Raw genomic sequence first — 18,754 nt, forward strand, 5'->3', positions numbered from 1 at the left:
GTAAAATATGACGTTAAATACAAATGGAATTGCAGCAGACGTAGCCAGTAACGTTTCTGGTAAACGTATTTTAATCACCGGCGGCGCGTCTGGCATCGGTGCAGCTAGCGCGCTACTGCTGGCAAGTCGCGGTGCCAAAGTGGTGATTGGTGATTTGGCGGAAGAGATGGGCGCAGGTGTTGCTCAGCAAGGGCAAGACGCGGGCAATAGCATCGTGTTTAAAAAGGTCGATGTTACCAGTGGCGATGAAGTACGCGCGTTATTTGCATTTGCGATGGAAACATTGGGCGGACTTGATGTGGTGATAAATAATGCCGGTATTGACCATCAGCCAGCACCCATGCATGAGTTGAGTGACGAGGACTTTGACCGTAATATTGCCGTTAATCTAAAAGGCGTCTGGCATTGTATGCGCGCTGCTGTTGCTTGTATGGCGACCAATGGCGGTGGCCATGTGATTAATGTGGCATCTATCGCAGGTTTGCGTTCTGCGCCGTTATTATCCGCCTATAGCGCTGCCAAGCATGGGGTGATGGGATTGACCAAGTCTGCCGCTCACGAGTATGCGCGCGTCAATATTCGTTTTAACGCTGTTTGCCCAAGCTTTATCGATACGCCGATGGTGCGTAATACCATGGCAAATATGGATGAGCGCGCCCAGCAAGCGACCATCAAAGCCAGCCCAATGCGCCGTTTAGGCGAAGTTGACGAGGTATCTGGCGCGATTGCTTGGCTGGCGAGTGATGAAAGCAGCTTTATGAATGGTCACGCCTTTACCCTTGATGGTGGTATGTTGGCTTAATAATCAAATAACTGCCAAACCATTACGGCGCTAGCCTCGCTCGATGTACTATTTGTACTATCTATGCTCGGCTGCCTTGTAATGAGTTTGCAGTTTTTCGATTATAACTTATTAGGTATTTCTGATAAAAAACTGAATAGCTGGTTCAAAATATAAGGAGTAATGATGAAAGATTTATTTGATTTAACCGGCAAGGTTGCGCTGGTGACGGGTGCAAGCCGCGGTATTGGAGAGTCTATCGCTCGTCTATTGGCATCTAGAGGCGCGCATGTGATTGTCTCTAGCCGTAAGATTGATGCGTGCCAAGCGGTCGCTGATAGCATCATCGCTGACGGTCATAATGCCAGCGCTTTTGCTTGTCATGTTGGTGATATGGCGCAGATTGAGGCAACTTTTGAGCATATCAAAAGCGAATTTGGCCGTATTGATATCTTAGTGAATAATGCCGCGGCAAACCCTTATTATGGTCATATTTTAGATACCGATTTAGCCGCTTTTGATAAGACGGTAGAAGTTAACATTCGTGGTTATTTCTTTATGTCGACGGCGGCGGGTAAGATGATGCGCGAGCAGGGCGGCGGGGTGATTTTAAACACCGCTTCGGTCAATGGCTTGGTCGCCGGTGATAAGCAAGGTATCTACTCAATCACCAAGGCAGCGGTGATTAGCATGACTAAAGCCTTTGCCAAAGAATGCGGCCCATTAAACATTCGCGTCAATGCGCTGCTGCCAGGTCTGACCGATACCAAGTTTGCCTCGGCACTAACTACCAATGATAAAGTCTTAAAAATGGCGCTACATGCCATTCCACTAGGACGCGTGGCCGATCCGGACGAGATGGCGGGCACGGTGTTGTACTTAGTGTCTGACGCGTCGAGCTATACCACGGGTGCGACCGTGGTCGTCGATGGCGGTATGCTTGCCTAATTATTTGCTGAGTCACTGATAGCCAGTTGAAAATAATTAGTCATTTGCTTAGCTTTGTCTTAAATAGTAATGAGTGATTGGCCATAACAGCACAGCTTGTACGCAAAGTAAAAAACCGCCCAGAGGTGAGTCTCTAGGCGGTTTTTGTTTTTTATACGGTTTATAAATGGCTTAGCACTTCGCTCAGCTCGATCAGTCTTTTAGCACTTCTGCCATGGCATTGGCGACATAGTCGACGTTGTTGACGTTTAGGCCTGCCATACACATACGTGAGTTTGAGACGATATAAACCCCAAACTCCGTTTGTAAGCGCTCGATTTGCTTGGGGGTCAATCCTGTGAAGCTAAACATCCCGTTTTGCTTGGTGATGTAGTCAAAATTGCGCGCTGGCACGTTGGCTTCTAGTACGGATTTTAGCTTAAGGCGCATGGCTTTGATGCGGTCACGCATGCCATAAACCTCGCCGACCCACTGTTGGTGCAATGCTTCGTCGTTCATGACGATATCGACCACGCGGCCACCGTGTGATGGCGGGCTGGTGTAGATACGGCGTACGGCGTAATTGAGCTGACCAAAGACGCGCTCGGCCTCTTCTGCTGTAGGGCATACCACAGATAAGCCGCCCACGCGCTCACCATATAGCGACAAGTTTTTGGAAAATGAGTTGCTCACAAATACAGGTAAACCCAGCGCCACAGCTTTGCGAATAGCATAAGCATCGTGGTCCATATCTTGCCCAAAGCCTTGATAAGCGATGTCCATAAATGCAATTAGCTCATGCTGCTTCATGATGTCCAATAGCTCATCCCACTGGGCATGGGTCAAGTCCATACCAGTTGGGTTGTGGCAGCAAGGATGTAGTAGCACCACATCGTGCTTATTTAACTTTGCAATGAAAGCTAGCATCTCATCAAACTTAATGCTGCTGGTGGCAGTATCGTAGTAAGGATAGGTGCCCACCTCGACATCCGAGCCTTCAAAGATGGCAATATGGTTGCTCCACGTCGGATCGCTCACATAGCACTTGGAGGCAGGAAACCATTCATGGATAAATTCAGCGCCGACCTTTAGCGCGCCAGAGCCGCCCAATGTAGCAATGGTAGCGACGCGTTTTTCTTGTAGCACCGCGGCGTCCTGACCAAACAGTAGATTTTGACAGGCGAGGCGATGCCCTGGCAATCCTGCCATCGGCAGATAAGGTCTGGGCGAGATGGGGTCAGCGATTCGTTGCTCGGCGGTTTTTACACACTCAAGTACTGGCAATTTGCTGTCTTCATCATAATAGATGCCGATGCCCAAATTGACTTTGTTTGGGTTGCTATCAGCAACAAATTTATCTACTAGACCCAAGATAGGGTCACCCGCATAATAGTCGACGCGTTCAAACATTTTGATTCTCTACAAATAAGATAAAATAAGGTTTCAAAAGCATAAACTACATTGTCGCTGAACTCAATGTTAGAATGAAGGAATAATGACAAAATACGTATCAATATACATTAATGAGGGTTGGAATGACATCACGTACAGACGATACTGCACATACCGAAAACACCCACTATGCCAAAACATGGCTATTTGTACCGGCAACGCACATGGACAGAGTGGCCAAAGCCTTTGCCAGTGGCGCAGATGCTGTCATTATCGACTTAGAAGATACCGTGGCTCTAGAGGATAAAGCGTCAGCGCGCAAGGCGTTACAAGAGTATTATGCTCATGCCGACTATCGGCCCGTGTGGGTGCGTATCAGTCAAGCAGGCAGTGATGAGTTTGCCAAAGATATAAAAGCCTGTGAGCAGATGCCCAATCTCGCTGGTGTCATACTGCCCAAGGCGGCACAGGCCACAGATATTGAATACGTCCATCATTCAACTCGCCTATCTGTCATTGCACTGATAGAAAATGCGCGTGGTCTGTATCAAGTCGATACGATGGCAAAAGCGTCGGGGCTGCGTGCTTTTAGCTATGGATTTTTGGATTTGTGTAATGATTTGAACGTACAGGTAGGAACGCCGGCGGCAGATATTATCGCCAGTCAGATTCGCTATCAGCTTATCCTTAGCTCTAAAATTCATCAGTTAGCGCCGCCCATCGATACCGTGTATCCTGATTTTCAGGATGCCAAAGGATTGGCCGCGCGCGTGCAGTTATGGTCGCAGATGGGGATGGCAGGGATGCTCTGTATCCATCCCAAACAAGTGGCCGTGGTACAACACGCGCTGATGCCGACCGCTGCCGAGATGGAGTTCGCTCGGCGAGTGGTGACAGAGTACGAGCGCCATGGACAGGCGGTATTTAAGGTCGCGGGCGAGATGGTCGATGCGCCGGTGATTGAGCGCTGTCAGCAGTTATTAAAAAATAGCCGTTAAATAAAATGCTGACATCACATGGGCCTTGCGTTTAAGTGATGTTAAAAGTTATGTTCAACGCCATGTCAAAAATCTGTCAAAAACATGTCATAAAAAATGCCTAAACACAGTATCAATATACCGCTCGATGGCCTCTGTATCAGGGGTGACCTGTGCATAGGTACGCAAGCCGATGAGCTGGATTTGGAAATAGCGTGCCAGTTCGGCAGGGTCCTGATCACAGCTGATCTCGCCATGGTCGATCGCTCGCTCAAAGGTGTTGACAAAAGAGGCTTCTACCTGCTTTAAGATACTAGTCGCGTGGGTGAGCAATTCTGGACTATCGTTTTGTGTCAGCTCGCCGATGGTTTTGACCACCATGCAGATACCGCTGGGTGCGCCGCCTTTGCTGCAGATGGTGACGCTTCGAATAAAACGCTGTAGGCCTGCGAGCACGGTTTTTTCTTGGGCAATACAGTTGGCAAGATTGGCCGCGCCTTGCTCAGCATAGCGGTTTAAGGCTTCTGTAAATAAGCTGTCTTTGTTGCCAAAAGCGGCATAGATGCTGCCAGGGCGCATATCGACGACATCTTGTAGGTTTCGCATCGAGGTGGCGTGATAGCCTTTTTCCCAGTAGAGGTTTTTGGCTTTTTCGATCACCTCATCACGATTGAACTTGGCTTGTGCACTCATGCGGCTCCCCTTAAAAATCTCTGATTAAGTACATCAGCGTATCACTGTATCGTTTTTATACCGAATTGACTCTATATTATTGGTCATTCTTGTCTAAAAAAACGCCATTATTATAAAGTCATTTGCTTTATAAAGCGGCCAAAATTTGGCACAAATTAAAGCGGTTTTTGCGGCTTTAATAATAAAGCCAGTCCAATGGCGACAAAGGCGGCAATACCAGAGACCATATAACTGATGCGAAAGTCGCCCGTCAGCTCTGCAAGATAACCTGCTGCCACGGGTCCAAGCGCTTGACCACCGGAAAAAGCAAATGTCAGCGCCGCAAGCGCACTGGCTGCTGCCGCGGCACCAAAATAATCACCAGCGCAGGCGGCCATAATGACAGGTACGCTCCAGACCACGAAACCAAACAAGATAATCGACAAATATAACCCCAAATGCCAATCCGTCAAACCGACTAACAGATAAGCGATGGCAAGAAAGAAAAATGCCAGCGCGAGCCCAAGGCGACGGCCGATGTGATCAGAGATCCAGCCAAAAAGCATGCCAGAAAAGACGCTCAGTAGACCAATCCATGCCCAAATACCGCCTGCAGCTGCCTCACTGAGCTGATAAGAGCCCACCATGCTGGTCACGATAAAGGTCACATAAACCATATAAGTCGCGCCATAGATAGCAAAGATAACGCCCAAATGCGCGAGTAGCTTGAGGTTACTGCGTTCCAGCTTTTTTTTGTTTTTCATGGGCGAAGTGGGTACACGCCCGAAAGGGCTGCGCGTGACATCGTCTGGATGATTGCGAATCAACGCAAAAGTAAGGCACGCCACCACAATATTGATTAGCGCAAAAATCAGCCAACCCGTCTGCCAAGACAGTAAGCTAAAAAAGGGCAATAGTTTTGGGACGACAAAGCCCGATAGGATAATACCAAACCCAGGGCCTGCCATCACCAGCCCCAATGCCAGCCCGCGATGCGACGGAAAAAACCAGTGTGACATGACGCTCATCATCGGTAAGACCACGCCGCCGCTGCCAATACCAGTGAGCACATAAAAAGCGCAAAGCATAGGAAAACTGATGGTAAAAGCCATACCAAGCATAGAGGCTGCGATGACAAAAAGACTGGCCGTACTGGTTAAGCGAGTGCCAAACCTAGGTAGAATAAGCGGACTTAAAAGCACAGCGACAAGATAACCGATCAGGTTGGCAAAACCTAATATACCGCTTTGGGTGTAGCTCAATGCCAAAGACGCCGACATCGACGGCAGCAGCATACCAAAGGCAAATCGCCCCAAACCCAGCCCGCAAAACATCGCTATAGAGCCTATAGCGGCGACAACCCAAGCATAATGTAACCTGCCTAAGCTAAGCGGCGGCGTGCGATTGCGCGGCTCTGATGGCAAGCTGTCCTCACGCATGTTGTTTCTCCGAAAGACCGAAGAAACTGGCGCTTATGTGTCCCATACGCATGATACACAAACCAAATAATACCGCCGTCTGGCGTAACATATTGCCCATTTTACACTTATCCTTGTGTGGGTAATGCAGTAAAGAAAAGTCCGGTAGCAATGAGTATAGCTTTGCCTGAACACTCGTTCAATAGAAGTTATAAAAACTTATGAAAATTGCTGCTTATGAAAATTACTAAGATATGGTGATGATTGGCGTAAAAAATGCCAGACCGTTTAGTAGGCTGGCATTGTATTTGGGTTCGAATCATCTGGCTTGAACTAGCCGAGTCTTTTACTCAGCTCAGGAAAGCGTTTGATCATAAATAGCAGCAGTAGCAGCGCCGCACTAGCAATGCCCGCCCCGACATAGCCCACGCTTGATAGCGACAGATGCGTCACCGCGTATCCACCAAAGAGCGCACCCGTACCGATTCCTAAGTTGATAATACCCGAAAACATAGACATCAGCATGTCTTGGGCATTGACATCGACCATGATGACTTTGGCCTGCATGGAGATGATCAGTAGCATCAGCGCCGCGCCCCATAATAAGGCAATTAGGCTGAGCGCCCAGATCGAGGTCACTACATACAGCAGTACTAGCATAGATAAAAGCATCAGTATGGTCGAGACCAGCATAATCCGCGTGTTAAATCGATCACCCCAACGGCTAAATATGACACTACCGGCAATCCCTGCGACACCGAATAACAATAAAATGACCGTCGCTGAGTTTTCGCTCACTGAGCCGACCTGCCGCATAAACGGCTCAATATAAGAGTAGGCGCTATAGTGAGCGGTAAAGACCAGTAGGATAAGCAAGTACAGGCAGACCAATAGTGGGTTTTTTAGTAATTCTGGTATTTTTCTAAAAGAGCCTTGAAACATACTGGGCAGGGTCGGTAATAGCTTGGCTTGTAGAACAAACACCACAAAGGCAATCATCCCAATCCCGCCAAACGTCGCGCGCCAGCCAAACCATTGACCAACCAAACGCCCCAACGGCACTCCTAGCACCATCGCCAATGAGGTACCCGTTGCAAGCACGCTTAGTGCTAGTGCTTTTTTGCCTTCTGGTGCTACTCGTATGGCAATCGCCGCGGTGATGGACCAAAATATCGCATGTGATAGCGCGATACCTACGCGGCTGATCAGCAGCACATCAAAGCTCCAAGCAAATACGGACAATACATGGCTGGCAATAAATACTGCAAATAACCCTAGCAGTAAGCTTTTGCGCTCAAAGCGACTGGTCAGTAGCATCAGCGGCAATGACATGACCGCAACGATCCACGCATACAGCGTCAGCATCCAGCCAGTCTCGGCAGTGGTGATAGAAAAATCTTGGGCAATATCACTGAGTAGGGCGACGGGGACGAATTCTGTGGTATTCATGATAAAGGCACTGATGCCCATCAAAAACACTTGAAAATACTGAGTCCGGCGAGCATCTAAGCTCGCCTCAATGTTGTGTTTCATAAGATCCAATACAAGAAAATGCTAGGGCGCGTCCTCACTCAATGAGCAAGAATAATTAAGCAACAATAATTAAGTAAGAACAATAAGGACACGCTCTAATTACGATAAGAAGATTAGGGCGTGTTGGACATTCGCAAATAGGCACTGCTGATCGCTAAAATTGTTCCAGACAAGGCACAAAGCGACGATAATGCAGATGCCTTAGCGAGATTTGTAACGCAGTATGGGGCAATTTTAGCATCAGCCCGCAGGGACAGGACTCTTTTTTGCCGCTTCATCGTTAAAAATAAGCGCTTAGAATGACTAAACTTATTATTTTTAACATCGAAACGCCTAAAAAATAGTCGCTATCAGTGCCATGGTCGAATGTTCAACACGCCCTAGCCAATAAGGGGGTAAAAATGCTGGGTGGTAAACACCTTTGGCAATATAAGAATGGCGAGGCAAGATACCAAGACCGCGGCATTAGTTAAAGGGCTTTTTTGCTAAGGATTGTTAATTTGATATCGAACGGACGATATCGCGTCGGTCGCGCTCATCTAGACCGTATATCTAAAAACCTCTAAATAAGAGATAATAGCCGCTATAAAACCATCAATTCATACAACAAGGCCGTCCTGCATGACCAAAGAAAACCCTTATCACTTTTTGCCGTTACAATCCACTGGCAGAAACGAGACCGACAACGTAAACACCTACGCTCCTGAAGACATGATAAAAATATACGAGCAGCAGTTTCTCACGCACGTGCCTGAAGACCAGCTAAGCGAGTTTTTGCCCGCACTAAAGCAATTTTATGATATCGATGATAATACGTTGGACATCGCTGCGGTCATCTTTGATGCCATAGCGGATGCAGCGATTATCTATAATCACAAGGTAAAAGCAGGCGGTTATCAGATATTAGGCAGCTTGGTAACAGAGCAGCTGGAGTACGAGCAAGCCGAAGGCAGTAATGAAGGCTCAAACTCAAATGATAGCTCAGACAATCAAGCCTATACCATAGACTGTATGCGTACGTTTTTTATCAATGATATCGAAATACCGTACCACTTTAATCTATTTATCCAAGGCGACGGTTATTCTACCTTGACCGAAAAAAACACCGTGCTAGAAAAAATATACTGGCTGGTCCATGGTGAGTCTGAAGGCGATTTAGACGATACAGCAATTTCTTTAGCATCTATTAACGAGGCGCTGGCCAGCTTAGGCATCAGAGCGATGGATCTAAACACCATCCATCAGTTGCTCAATTATATAGAAGATCATCTGCTCGATGACGACATGGCAGACACGCTAAATACTCTGATAGATGCCGCTGAGTAGGTCTTGTCTTATGAGTGTGACTCATGACTCACCGTAAGTGTGAATACGCGACAGCCGTTGTCGCAGATGATATAAATACACTGTATTTTTATCAATCTTTATATTATAGTTATTGAGTCAGGCAGCAATAATTCTAAAAACCATCACCGGATATAGTTGGTTCACTTTAAAAACGATACAATGCAGCTGGTATGAATTTTGCGCAGCATCTGTTAGCGTAGACACAGCAAGCAAGGAAAATTATACCAGTTGCCCGTTCATATGAGCGTATCGATTTTATCTAGAACTGACTATAAACAACAACTGGAAAAACAGTGAACCCTCGGGGCGCAATGCCTCACTTTTTAACTGAGTTGTCTTTAAGGATGCTATTTTCGTTTTATCTTATCTTCCTTTGCCTGTACAAATCCAAAAACCATAGTTGTTAATAAGCCAGTTCACAATAAGACTGCTATTTTACCAAAGCGATTAATCTACTTTCCTTTATAAATACTAACTGATAGATAAGCGACGTCATTTAATAAAATGGCGAACAGACTCGGCTTGCCGAAAACAAGGATATCGCCAAGTGCTGCCAAACAATAAAACCAGCAATTCGACAAACTATGTAACAAGCAACGCAAAACTAAAATAATAAGGATATGACAATGACAAAGTTAACGTATGAATTTGAGCAAAAACGCGTAGACAATATGCAGTGGGCAGGTCACTCAAAACTGTCTGGGTTAACGGCATTGGCCAGTGATGAGCAAGGGCGAGTACGAAAAAAACCCTGGTTTTATCTCGAAAGTGTGTCGGTAGACAATTATGTAGATGACATTTACTTTGTGAATAATAGCGATGAGACGCTGAGCTTTGTCGCGCCATTTATGCCCTATCGAGACATAATAGAGGCAGGGGCCAAGCTCGGTGATATCAGTGAGGAAAATCTAAATAAAGTAAAGCTTTATAGTGATGACATGGCGAGTGTATACACCGATGTACTGCCCATGCAAGGCGTGCGTATCGGTAGCAGTCATATCATTTATGACAGTGATGCGCTGATGCAGTGGCTGATACACCTGCCCTTTAAGGGGGCTAAGACGCATTACGCCATTTGGCGCTTTAACGTGGTGGAGAAAGGCGGTATTGGTGGGTCTTATCCACTACTGTGGGAAGATTTTAGTAAGCCCTCGCACATAGTCAGTGCTGATTGTCTGTTTGAAAAGTCCGAAATGCCGATAGAGGCCAGTGTTTATGAGGAACGCTGTGCGCTGCTTGAGCGGCTGATTGACGCATTTGGGGTGGCCAATGCCATATTTGTCTTAGCGATTAACGATGTGCTGTATCGTTACTGCGTGGGCTGGAGTGCGCCTTATAGTGAGTCGGATATACAGGCGCAAGACATTGCTCTTAAGCTAAAAAAGCAAAAGCCAAAAGATGCGCAAGCGGTAAAAGGTATTATCCAAGCTGTTTATGACTTTTGGTTTAATGAGGGTTTTGCAAAAAATATCTCAATACAGGTTTGTGAGGAGGTTTTGGCTTTATACCAAGCGCAAGTCGCTAGCCAAAAAGCAGTTTAATCTAATTTAAATCTATAAGCCAAGCTGTTGAAAAAATTAAATAATTATTAAAAAAGGAGAACGCTATGATGTTTCCTATCGAAAACAATGACACGTTTTTGTTGTTTTTTCATGGTCTCGACTCAAGCAATGAGACCAGCAAATATACCTGTATCACCCGTGAGCCAAAGTATTGCCAAACGGTCAATTACCGAGACAACTTTGCAGAAGTATTTGAGATTTATGATGCCTTGATTTGTGAAAAAATAACACAGTATCCGCGCGTGGTGCTGGCAGGGCATTCACTGGGCGGCTGGTTTGCCAATCACTTTGCTCATCAATACAACTTGCGAGCGTTATTGATTGCGCCTTGTATCTATCCGAGTGAGGTGTTGGCCGATCGTATTCCAAACATCTCTGATAGGAAGCTGTCTTTTCCGACATCAAACACCGAGATGATGCGGGTCATGGTAGAGGTCGACGATGAAAGCTTGGATGTGGCGGTGGCCAGACGAACTTTGGTCAATCTGCCTGAGAGCTGGGAAGTCGATTACTTCGACGGCGGTCATCACCGTATCGCCCGCAGTAGTGATATCTGGTATCACTTGGTTCACCTATGCGAAGATCCCATCGTTTGGATGGATGATGCAACCTACTATGGAGAGGACTAAAGAGTGGGGGTGAAGGTTAAAGGATGGACTTCATCTAAAAAAAGCAGTTATTTGAGGGTAAAATAATTATTCACAAACAGACACACGGTTCCGTATTTATTTACGCTTATCTGATGTGCTATCATCATAAAACGATTTATCGTGGGTTTAACAGTTTTGTATTGCCAATCGCTACTGACGACGATGATGTCAGTTGAATGATGGTGTGCAACCCTTGCAACTTCCAGCACGATATAAAACAACTCTGGTAAAGCGCATGAGCCTGTACTCCGACATCCTCATTTGTGCCTGATTTTATTATTTTTCGTCGGAGTTATAGGAATCTAAGGTGTCCACCATCATGAGCCACTCATCTCATCTTTCTAAATACACTCGTCACTATCGCCCGCAGCACCCGCTTTCTCAGTATATTATTAATCAAATAAACACCTTAGAGATGCGTGCGCCAGATATCATTAGAGCCATGGGCTATCCGTTAGGCCATACCATACCTGCTTGTGAGCGCTTGCGCCATGTCTTGTGTCATCGTCATCTTGGGCTTGATGACAGTTATATGGACAGATACTTTAGTGCTGATGCGTTTTTGGCCACGCTGTTTGAGATACTTGAGCTGCCTTATCAGGCATTTGCAGAAGATATCGCCCAGATTAAAGCTCAAGTGGCGCAACGCTCTGACTCTTTGCCTCACTACCGCCTGCGAGTGCAGGTCGATTTTGCGTTTACTGACGGGGCCAATTGGCTGTCTCGATGGGGGTCGGCGTTGGCAACTGAGGTGCATTTGCCAAGTGGGTTTGCGACATTAGATGAGAGTGAGCGCAAGGCGACAATCAAGCAGAGTATCCGTGAGCATTATCAGCAGTTTGATGGTCATTTACCTTACAACGGGGTGATTCAGGGCTATGAGCTGATGGTGCTGCAGCAAGATGAGGTCATCGAAAAAGTAGCCTATGGACTGCCGACCTCTAGCCGTGTGTAAGAATTTACTCAATAATCTTTAAATGTCGATCAATACCCCTTTGGACGCAGCTAAACAGTATCAAAAAAGGTCAATCGCGTCCTGATGGCTTTGAGCGCACGATCACCAAAAAAGTTGGTATTTTGGGTGCGTGCATGATGGGCGCGGGCATCGAGGTAGTACTGCTCGATGCCGATCACGTGATTGGCTCAGGCCAGTACGCGCCCCAAGCAGTTTATCGGGCTGCATTTTTCTCGCCAGTCGACAAGATGCCACTGGTTGAGATCATCATGGGCGAGCAGACCGATGATGCCACCTTGCGTGAGCGAACAGCAGCAGCTGGATATGGCCGCCGAAGGTAAGCCCGTATCCGTGCGCTCTGTCGCGGATGCCAATATCGGTGCTATCTTTGGTTGGGGTTTTGCGCCGCATCACGGTGGTACGCTCCAATTTATCAATGCCATGGGGCTAGAGGCGTTTATCACGTACAGTCGTGAGCTTGCTGAGCAATACGGCGAGCGTTTTCAGCCAGTGCAAATAGTGCTCGATATGGCGGCTAAAGGTGAGGTGTTCTCTGATGACCAATGTAACGACTGACTTGATGACTGATTCAACCATAAGCTCCATGGCAGACTGCTTACAAGGGCTGCGAGTGGTTGATTTGACGCGTAACCTGCCAGGGCCATTTGCCACGCGCCTGCTGGCCGATTTGGGTGCGACGATCATCAAGATCGAACCCAAAAATGGTGACCCTGCTAGAGCCTTCGGTGAGCTGTTTGCCGCATTAAACCATGGCAAAACTACCGAAAGACATGACTTTCGGGACCCCAAAGGCATTGCGGCTATCAAAGCGCATATCAAAGATGCCGATGTCATGCTCGATAGCTTTCGTCCTGGTGTGTTAGCAGGCATGGGATTGGATGCCAAAACGCTGCATACGCTTAATCCAAAGCTTGTGATGGTATCAATCACTGGCTACGGCGTGACGGCTAAAGAGTCCAATGAGAGTGCTGCGATAGATGCGAGTGCGATTACTCACTCACGAGCCAGTCATGATTGGGCGCATAAAGCTGGCCACGATATCAACTTTATGGCGATGAGTGGTGTCCTTGACCAATTAAAAACCGCAAGTGGTGAGCAGGCCATGCCCAATGTACAGTTTGCAGACTTGGCAGGCGGCAGTGATACCGCTGTCATTGCGCTGCTCGCTGCAGTATTTGCCGCGCAGCGTACCGGCAAGGGTCGTCATATCGCGGTCAGTATGACCCACAGCTTATACCAGCATCTGGTCATGCCCAAGGAAACGGGCGCGCTGGTCAAAAGCTTTTCAGGAGACATGCCTGCGCCGCATTTTGATTTTTTGGGCGGGCTATTGCCTTGCTATCGATTGTACAGAACCCTTGATAATCGCTATATGGCGGTTGGCTCATTGGAGCTGAAGTTTTGGCAAGGGCTGTGCGAGGCGTTGGCACTGCCAGCACTAAAAGACAGCCATTGGCAGCTTGGCGTTATGCCAAACTCCCCTGAGAGCCAAGCAGCAGCGAAGGCTGTGAGTGATGCCTTTGCCAGTCAGACACTCGCTCATTGGCAGCGGCATTTCGCACCCATTGATGTTTGCGTTACCCCAGTGCTTAGCTTACAAGAAGCCAAAGCGCATCCTTTATTTACCCATCAAGACAAGTACTACTCAACGCCTGGGTGGCAGCTGGTCGAGTGAGACTGTATGCAATGTGTAGCGGTTGGGGAAGATAGACGATAGGCTAGATAAAAATAACAGTGACCAAGGACGTCTTTAAATAAAAAGGAGTTTACCTATGAAAGCAATTACCCGTTTTTCCAATAGCTTGATGGAAAAATACTTACCTGATCCATTCTTGTTTGTGCTGATATTAACCTTAGTAATTTTTGTGATGGGCTTAGGGCTCACTGAGTCATCTCCTATAGAGATGGTCACGTATTGGGGCGATGGGTTTTGGGCGCTGCTCGCCTTTTCGATGCAGATGGTGCTGGTGCTGGTCACAGGATTTGTGCTGGCAAGTAGTCCGATATTTAAAAAAGGCTTGGGTTACATTGCCGGTTTTGCGCATTCACCCAGTAGTGCGATTATATTGGTCACCCTCGTGTCTTTAGCAGCAAGCTGGATCAACTGGGGTTTTGGTTTGGTGATTGGCGCGCTATTTGCCAAAGAGCTGGCCAAACGGGTTCATGATGTCGATTATCGTTTATTGATTGCCAGCGCTTACTCAGGCTTTATCATCTGGCACGCTGGGTTTTCAGGATCGATTCCGTTGTCTATTGCCACAGAAGGGCATCCGTTTGTTGATACCATTGGTGTTATTCCAACGAGTGCCACCATCTTTGCGGGCTACAATTTAATTATCGTCGCGGCATTGGTGATTATCGTGCCTCTACTAAACCGCATGATGATGCCAAAAAAAGGGGACACCATCACAGTCGATCCAAAGCTGCTGGTGGATCCTGTCAGTGAGACGCTACCAGCTAAATCAGAGATGACACCAGCTGAGCGTTTGGAGAATAGCTGGGTTTTATCGATGGTGATCGGTGTGTTAGGCATTGCTTTTATTGTTTATTATTTTGTCCAAAATGGGTTTGCCCTAACGCTAGATTTGGTGAACTTTATGTTCTTATTTCTCGGCATCATATTTCACGGAACGCCCCGAAACTACTTGATTTCTATTCAGGAGGCGGTCAAAGGTGCAGGCGGTATCATCGTTCAGTTCCCGTTTTATGCCGGCATCATGGGGATGATGACCGCCTCTGGGCTGGCAGGGGTGATGTCAGAGGCCTTTGTCAGTGTGTCGACGGCGCAGACGCTACCACTTTTTGCTTTTTTAAGTGCAGGACTGGTCAACTTTTTTGTCCCATCAGGGGGCGGGCAATGGGCAGTGCAAGCGCCCATTATGTTAGAGGCGGCCGACATGCTGGGCAGTGATCCGTCACGAGTGGCGATGGCGGTGGCATGGGGCGATGCGTGGACCAATATGATTCAGCCGTTTTGGGCACTGCCGGCTTTAGCCATTGCAGGACTCAAAGCCAAAGACATCATGGGTTTTTGTGTCATCGTGCTGATAGTCAGTGGGGTGGTGATTGGGCTTGGCCTATTGTTTTTATAAATGCTGCTTTTATAAATATAGTGAGTTCCGTATAAAAACGATACAGTTTCACGTTGACATATAATGTATCTGTTTTATTGAGAATCGACTATGTTATTTGTATAGACGTTTTCTGCATAAACGTTGTTTGTATAAATAAAGCCAGACCTTGCCTGCTTTAGAGGTGAGGTCTTTTTTATGTTAGTCTAGGGCGTGTCATCGATTAGCACGTATAGTCGCTTGAAAAAAAACGGCTAAGCCTTGCGATATAAATGATGACATGCCCAGTGATTTTGATTTTATTGTGAGAAATATGATGAGACCTTCCTTGCCGCTCTTATATTCTTTTCGCCGCTGTCCTTATGCCATGCGTGCTAGGCTTGGCCTTGTGTTTGCAGAGCAGCAAGTGGTGCTGCGCGAGATTGTCCTAAAAGACAAGCCGCCGCAGATGCTAGCGATTAGCCCAAAAGGCACGGTGCCTGTGCTACAGCTTGTTGATGGTACTGTGATTGAAGAGAGCTTTGATATCATGATGTGGGCGCTAGGCCAGCATGATCCAAACCGCTTGCTTGATGCTCAGACTTTGTCTCAGGCCAATGCCCTAATCGATAAAAATGATAATGAGTTTAAGCATTGGCTGGATCGCTATAAGTATGCGGATCGTCATCCTGAAATGAGCCAAGAAGAGTATCGCCAGCGCGGCGAGGCGTTTTTGCAGATATTGGAGACGCAGCTGACCAATAGCACTTATCTACTCGGAGATGGCATCAGCGTTGCTGATATTGGTATCATGCCCTTTATCCGTCAGTTTGCTCATGTGAATCGCGAAGTATTTTACCACTTGCCGTATCCACACCTGCAGCGCTGGCTGAAGCATTGGCTGGCGCATCCGCTGTTTTTGCAAGTGATGACGAAGTATCAGCCATGGCAAGAAGGAGACGAGGTGGTGATTTTTCCATCCTAGCTCATCTTAGCTTTGTCCAAGCCCAGTCCTAGTCTGGGATTTAGTCATGTCGCCAATATACCTTGACCACCACATCGCTACGCTCAAGCCCCAGTCTTTTTTGTAATAAAGGGCGGAGCGCCTTTGCGGTTTTTGCCTCTAGCGCGCCCCATACTTTGTCGATCTGTAATGGCTGCTTGGCTAAATAGTCCGCCAGTTGTCTGTCGATCTGCGGCGCGACGTTTTGCCCTACCGAGGCAGGATCCACTATCATAGGCAGTACGGTAAAATGACGGTCGATATGATGTTGGGCACTGTTTTTGCTGCTGTCTTTGGCATCGATGCTCAGTGTGATGTCATCAAAATACTCTTGGTCAGCGGCATCTTGGGTGACACAAATGATCAGCGGCGGCGTTGGGTTGTCCCATAGCTCTAATAAACGTGCTGCTGTGGGCATGGAGGTCTCATCGACGATCAGTAGTGTCTGTCCTGTGTGTAAATGCGTCACTTTTTCAGGAAACTCTCGTTTGGTGACCACAGTATCACCTGCCTGCAGTGCCATGGCCCAATTGCCGCCTGAGGTATCGCCATGCAAAAAAACATCGACCCATGCTCGCACGCCATCAGCGCTCCGCCATGCTTTTCTTAAGGTGTAGTAGACCTGCGCTCGGGCGGGCGGCGCGGTGTTTTTGCTAGGCTGGCTGCTGCTGGCTGTCATCGCGTTATGCGCCAAATCGAACAAATACGCGTAGCCTGCCTCGTTTGTAGGCACGGTATCTGGGCTAGAGCTGTCATGACGATGGCTTTGTGAGTCCATACTAAGCTCAAGACGCAGCATGTTTTCACTGACTTTATAGCTGCGCTCTACGACAAAGACCTGCCGAGTCAGCTTGATGGTTTTTTTGCCCAGTTTTTTATCTGCTCGCTGCCGAAGCAAAATATACTGCTCTTGTAGCTCATCGACTTGCATGAGGGGGGCGGCAAAACCAATAAAGAAAGACTGTGGTTGCCGGTGGCTGTCTTTGGAGTCGATAGGCCGCGTCGCCAAGGATTTGGCTTGCAGGCAGATACCTTCTGCATAAATCGCAGTTAATTGCACCTCTGTATGCTCAAGTTCAGCTGCCGATAATGGGCTAAATGCCCGCAAAAACTCAAGCAGCTCATCGATGTGTTCTTCATTGATGTGAGCGATGATGCCCGCTATCTCAGGGTCGTTTAGATCGGTATAGAGCTGGGCTTGATCGTCTAAGTCGGGGGTGGTTACAAAAGAGGAGGCGAGGGTCATAGGTATACTCACAAACAACAAACATTCAAAAATTATTTATATTAAAGTTAATGATAATTGTTTTTGTTATCATTTACGAGTTGAAATTTACTAAATTTCTAAAAAGTAGACAGACTGGCAGGTAAAACGATTTATATCGTCTCTTATAACTGGGATAATGTGGTTATAGTCAAATCTAAATAAATCAGATACATGGCTATGTTTATTTTAGAAACCTCTTTTACTGATATGTCGAATGAGAACCCATAAGTTATGAGCACTGATGTTAAGACCCCTTTGGCTTTTAGAAAATACCCATCGACGACCGCTTTGCAGTGTTTTGAGACGGCAGCTCGGCATTTGAGCTTTACCAACGCCGCGCAAGAGATGAACATGACGCAAAGCGCTATCAGTAAGCAAGTCGCGCAATTAGAGGAAATGCTGAACCTGTCGCTGTTTTATCGGACGCCGCACCGCATTTCCTTGACGCCCGCTGGCAAGACTTACTATTTAGAGGTGTTAGAGATTCTCAGACATATCGAGGCGGCGACTACCAGTCTGATGTCAAACAGCGATAACTCAGAAGTGCTGAAAATCGTCTCGCATCCGACCTTTTGCTCGCGTTGGCTGATGCCTGCGCTCAATGGCTTTGGCAGGGCTCATCCGTTGATTAATCTAAATATTAAAGAGCTGGCGGGGCCGTTTTTTTCTGAAGATCAAAATGTCGATGTGGCGTTTTTGTATGGTGACGGGATTTGGGGAGGGATGGAGTCCATCAAGCTGTTTGATGAGTATAATGTGGCGGTTTGTCATCCAGATTATTTGGCTGGCAAAGCGCCTTGTACGAGCAACATCGCTCAGTGCACCTTGCTACAGCTCAGCTCTCGCCCCAGCGCTTGGTATGAGTATTTTAGACAGCAGGGTATTCGTATCGAGGGCACCTTTGTCGGCCCACGTTTTGACACTTTTCATACGAGTATATCGGCGGCATTACTCGGCTATGGTATCGCCTTGGTGCCACTGCGCCTAGTGGCGCCAGAGCTGCAGTCAGGGTCCTTGGTGCGTGCGTGGAGTTATGCAGCAAAGGGCCGGGGTGCTTACTATATAGCTTATCCATTGTCTTTGGGTAATTCGCACAAAGTCAAAGTTATTGTAGAGTGGATCTCAACTTACCTGCAACACTCAAACGACCCTAAGCAGGATATAGAGTGTGTACGGTAAGCTAAAAAATCAATGCATAC

17 protein-coding genes and 1 pseudogene are annotated in these 18,754 nt (G+C 47.2%); 13 read left to right on the forward strand and 5 right to left on the reverse strand.

Annotated elements, in window-relative coordinates:
- Nucleotides 1-7 precede the first annotated feature (7 nt).
- Together ACNFVB_RS05645 and ACNFVB_RS05650 are read left to right on the forward strand one after the other, a co-directional pair.
- Entirely contained in the window at nt 8-802 is a 795-nt protein-coding gene (locus ACNFVB_RS05645; RefSeq protein ID WP_430738368.1) for an SDR family NAD(P)-dependent oxidoreductase, read from the forward strand.
- A 162-nt stretch (nt 803-964) separates the two neighbouring features.
- Entirely contained in the window at nt 965-1,729 is a 765-nt protein-coding gene (locus ACNFVB_RS05650) for an SDR family oxidoreductase (protein ID WP_430738369.1), read from the forward strand.
- A 192-nt stretch (nt 1,730-1,921) separates the two neighbouring features.
- Here ACNFVB_RS05650 and ACNFVB_RS05655 read toward each other — a convergent pair whose 3' ends face one another.
- Nucleotides 1,922-3,118: an aromatic amino acid transaminase gene (locus ACNFVB_RS05655; protein ID WP_192993913.1), complete on the reverse strand. Its 1,197-nt coding sequence runs from the start codon at nt 3,116-3,118 to the stop codon at nt 1,922-1,924.
- Between the two features lie 125 nt (nt 3,119-3,243).
- Here ACNFVB_RS05655 and ACNFVB_RS05660 point away from each other — a divergent pair, with 125 nt between their 5' ends.
- Nucleotides 3,244-4,098 (forward strand): HpcH/HpaI aldolase/citrate lyase family protein, encoded by an 855-nt coding sequence (locus tag ACNFVB_RS05660; RefSeq protein ID WP_430738370.1) that lies wholly within the window; start codon nt 3,244-3,246, stop codon nt 4,096-4,098.
- Nucleotides 4,099-4,185: 87 nt separating this feature from the next.
- Here ACNFVB_RS05660 and ACNFVB_RS05665 read toward each other — a convergent pair whose 3' ends face one another.
- The 3 genes from ACNFVB_RS05665 to ACNFVB_RS05675 form a co-directional block, all read right to left on the reverse strand.
- Complete coding sequence (locus ACNFVB_RS05665; protein ID WP_430738371.1) at nt 4,186-4,770, reverse strand: TetR/AcrR family transcriptional regulator; 585 nt, start codon at nt 4,768-4,770, stop codon at nt 4,186-4,188.
- 155 nt (nt 4,771-4,925) lie between these two features.
- Nucleotides 4,926-6,188, reverse strand: coding sequence for an MFS transporter (locus tag ACNFVB_RS05670; RefSeq protein WP_430738372.1), 1,263 nt, complete (start codon nt 6,186-6,188; stop codon nt 4,926-4,928).
- 312 nt (nt 6,189-6,500) lie between these two features.
- Nucleotides 6,501-7,700 (reverse strand): sugar transporter, encoded by a 1,200-nt coding sequence (locus tag ACNFVB_RS05675; RefSeq protein ID WP_430738373.1) that lies wholly within the window; start codon nt 7,698-7,700, stop codon nt 6,501-6,503.
- Nucleotides 7,701-8,321: 621 nt separating this feature from the next.
- Here ACNFVB_RS05675 and ACNFVB_RS05680 point away from each other — a divergent pair.
- The 9 genes and pseudogenes from ACNFVB_RS05680 (at nt 8,322) to ACNFVB_RS05720 (ending at nt 16,270) form a co-directional block, all read left to right on the forward strand.
- Nucleotides 8,322-9,026 (forward strand): hypothetical protein, encoded by a 705-nt coding sequence (locus ACNFVB_RS05680; RefSeq protein ID WP_430738374.1) that lies wholly within the window; start codon nt 8,322-8,324, stop codon nt 9,024-9,026.
- Nucleotides 9,027-9,673: 647 nt separating this feature from the next.
- The gene (locus ACNFVB_RS05685; RefSeq protein WP_430738375.1) at nt 9,674-10,588 is read left to right on the forward strand and encodes a hypothetical protein; all 915 of its coding nucleotides are present in this window, start codon (nt 9,674-9,676) and stop codon (nt 10,586-10,588) included.
- Nucleotides 10,589-10,653: 65 nt separating this feature from the next.
- Nucleotides 10,654-11,238, forward strand: coding sequence for an alpha/beta hydrolase (locus tag ACNFVB_RS05690; protein WP_430738376.1), 585 nt, complete (start codon nt 10,654-10,656; stop codon nt 11,236-11,238).
- Nucleotides 11,239-11,578: 340 nt separating this feature from the next.
- Nucleotides 11,579-12,214 carry a hypothetical protein gene (locus ACNFVB_RS05695; protein ID WP_430738377.1) on the forward strand — a complete coding sequence of 212 codons (636 nt, stop codon included), beginning with the start codon at nt 11,579-11,581 and terminating at the stop codon, nt 12,212-12,214.
- 183 nt (nt 12,215-12,397) lie between these two features.
- Nucleotides 12,398-12,513: pseudogene (locus tag ACNFVB_RS05700) on the forward strand (3-hydroxyacyl-CoA dehydrogenase NAD-binding domain-containing protein); the annotation flags it as partial.
- On the forward strand, nt 12,500-12,790 hold the full coding sequence (locus tag ACNFVB_RS05705) for a hypothetical protein (RefSeq protein WP_430738378.1): 291 nt from the start codon (nt 12,500-12,502) through the stop codon (nt 12,788-12,790). The pseudogene ACNFVB_RS05700 and the gene ACNFVB_RS05705, both read left to right, overlap by 14 nt.
- A 4-nt stretch (nt 12,791-12,794) precedes the next feature.
- Complete coding sequence (locus tag ACNFVB_RS05710; RefSeq protein WP_430738379.1) at nt 12,795-13,910, forward strand: CaiB/BaiF CoA transferase family protein; 1,116 nt, start codon at nt 12,795-12,797, stop codon at nt 13,908-13,910.
- Nucleotides 13,911-14,007: 97 nt separating this feature from the next.
- A complete protein-coding gene (locus tag ACNFVB_RS05715) occupies nt 14,008-15,327 on the forward strand; it encodes a short-chain fatty acid transporter (protein WP_430738380.1) in 1,320 nt (439 codons plus the stop codon).
- Between the two features lie 292 nt (nt 15,328-15,619).
- Nucleotides 15,620-16,270, forward strand: a complete 651-nt coding sequence (locus tag ACNFVB_RS05720) for a glutathione S-transferase (RefSeq protein ID WP_430738381.1) — start codon at nt 15,620-15,622, stop codon at nt 16,268-16,270.
- Between the two features lie 40 nt (nt 16,271-16,310).
- Here the strand turns inward: ACNFVB_RS05720 and ACNFVB_RS05725 are convergent, their stop codons facing one another.
- On the reverse strand, nt 16,311-17,534 hold the full coding sequence (locus tag ACNFVB_RS05725) for an SIP domain-containing protein (protein WP_430738382.1): 1,224 nt from the start codon (nt 17,532-17,534) through the stop codon (nt 16,311-16,313).
- Nucleotides 17,535-17,786: 252 nt separating this feature from the next.
- On the opposite strand from ACNFVB_RS05725, the gene ACNFVB_RS05730 reads away from it, so the two are divergent.
- Complete coding sequence (locus ACNFVB_RS05730) at nt 17,787-18,734, forward strand: LysR substrate-binding domain-containing protein (protein ID WP_430738383.1); 948 nt, start codon at nt 17,787-17,789, stop codon at nt 18,732-18,734.
- Nucleotides 18,735-18,754 lie beyond the last annotated feature (20 nt).

The organism is Psychrobacter sp. VH5, from assembly GCF_050572635.1.
In the GTDB taxonomy this organism is placed as follows: domain Bacteria; phylum Pseudomonadota; class Gammaproteobacteria; order Pseudomonadales; family Moraxellaceae; genus Psychrobacter; species Psychrobacter celer.

Coding starts and splice junctions, on each gene's coding strand:
- ACNFVB_RS05645 (WP_430738368.1), top strand. CDS start 8: ATGACGTTAAATACAAATGGAATTGCAGCAGACGTAGCCAGTAACGTT.
- ACNFVB_RS05650 (WP_430738369.1), top strand. CDS start 965: ATGATGAAAGATTTATTTGATTTAACCGGCAAGGTTGCGCTGGTGACG.
- ACNFVB_RS05655 (WP_192993913.1), bottom strand. CDS start 3,118: ATGTTTGAACGCGTCGACTATTATGCGGGTGACCCTATCTTGGGTCTA.
- ACNFVB_RS05660 (WP_430738370.1), top strand. CDS start 3,244: ATGACATCACGTACAGACGATACTGCACATACCGAAAACACCCACTAT.
- ACNFVB_RS05665 (WP_430738371.1), bottom strand. CDS start 4,770: ATGAGTGCACAAGCCAAGTTCAATCGTGATGAGGTGATCGAAAAAGCC.
- ACNFVB_RS05670 (WP_430738372.1), bottom strand. CDS start 6,188: ATGCGTGAGGACAGCTTGCCATCAGAGCCGCGCAATCGCACGCCGCCG.
- ACNFVB_RS05675 (WP_430738373.1), bottom strand. CDS start 7,700: ATGAAACACAACATTGAGGCGAGCTTAGATGCTCGCCGGACTCAGTAT.
- ACNFVB_RS05680 (WP_430738374.1), top strand. CDS start 8,322: ATGACCAAAGAAAACCCTTATCACTTTTTGCCGTTACAATCCACTGGC.
- ACNFVB_RS05685 (WP_430738375.1), top strand. CDS start 9,674: ATGACAAAGTTAACGTATGAATTTGAGCAAAAACGCGTAGACAATATG.
- ACNFVB_RS05690 (WP_430738376.1), top strand. CDS start 10,654: ATGATGTTTCCTATCGAAAACAATGACACGTTTTTGTTGTTTTTTCAT.
- ACNFVB_RS05695 (WP_430738377.1), top strand. CDS start 11,579: ATGAGCCACTCATCTCATCTTTCTAAATACACTCGTCACTATCGCCCG.
- ACNFVB_RS05705 (WP_430738378.1), top strand. CDS start 12,500: ATGATGCCACCTTGCGTGAGCGAACAGCAGCAGCTGGATATGGCCGCC.
- ACNFVB_RS05710 (WP_430738379.1), top strand. CDS start 12,795: ATGACTGATTCAACCATAAGCTCCATGGCAGACTGCTTACAAGGGCTG.
- ACNFVB_RS05715 (WP_430738380.1), top strand. CDS start 14,008: ATGAAAGCAATTACCCGTTTTTCCAATAGCTTGATGGAAAAATACTTA.
- ACNFVB_RS05720 (WP_430738381.1), top strand. CDS start 15,620: ATGATGAGACCTTCCTTGCCGCTCTTATATTCTTTTCGCCGCTGTCCT.
- ACNFVB_RS05725 (WP_430738382.1), bottom strand. CDS start 17,534: ATGACCCTCGCCTCCTCTTTTGTAACCACCCCCGACTTAGACGATCAA.
- ACNFVB_RS05730 (WP_430738383.1), top strand. CDS start 17,787: ATGAGCACTGATGTTAAGACCCCTTTGGCTTTTAGAAAATACCCATCG.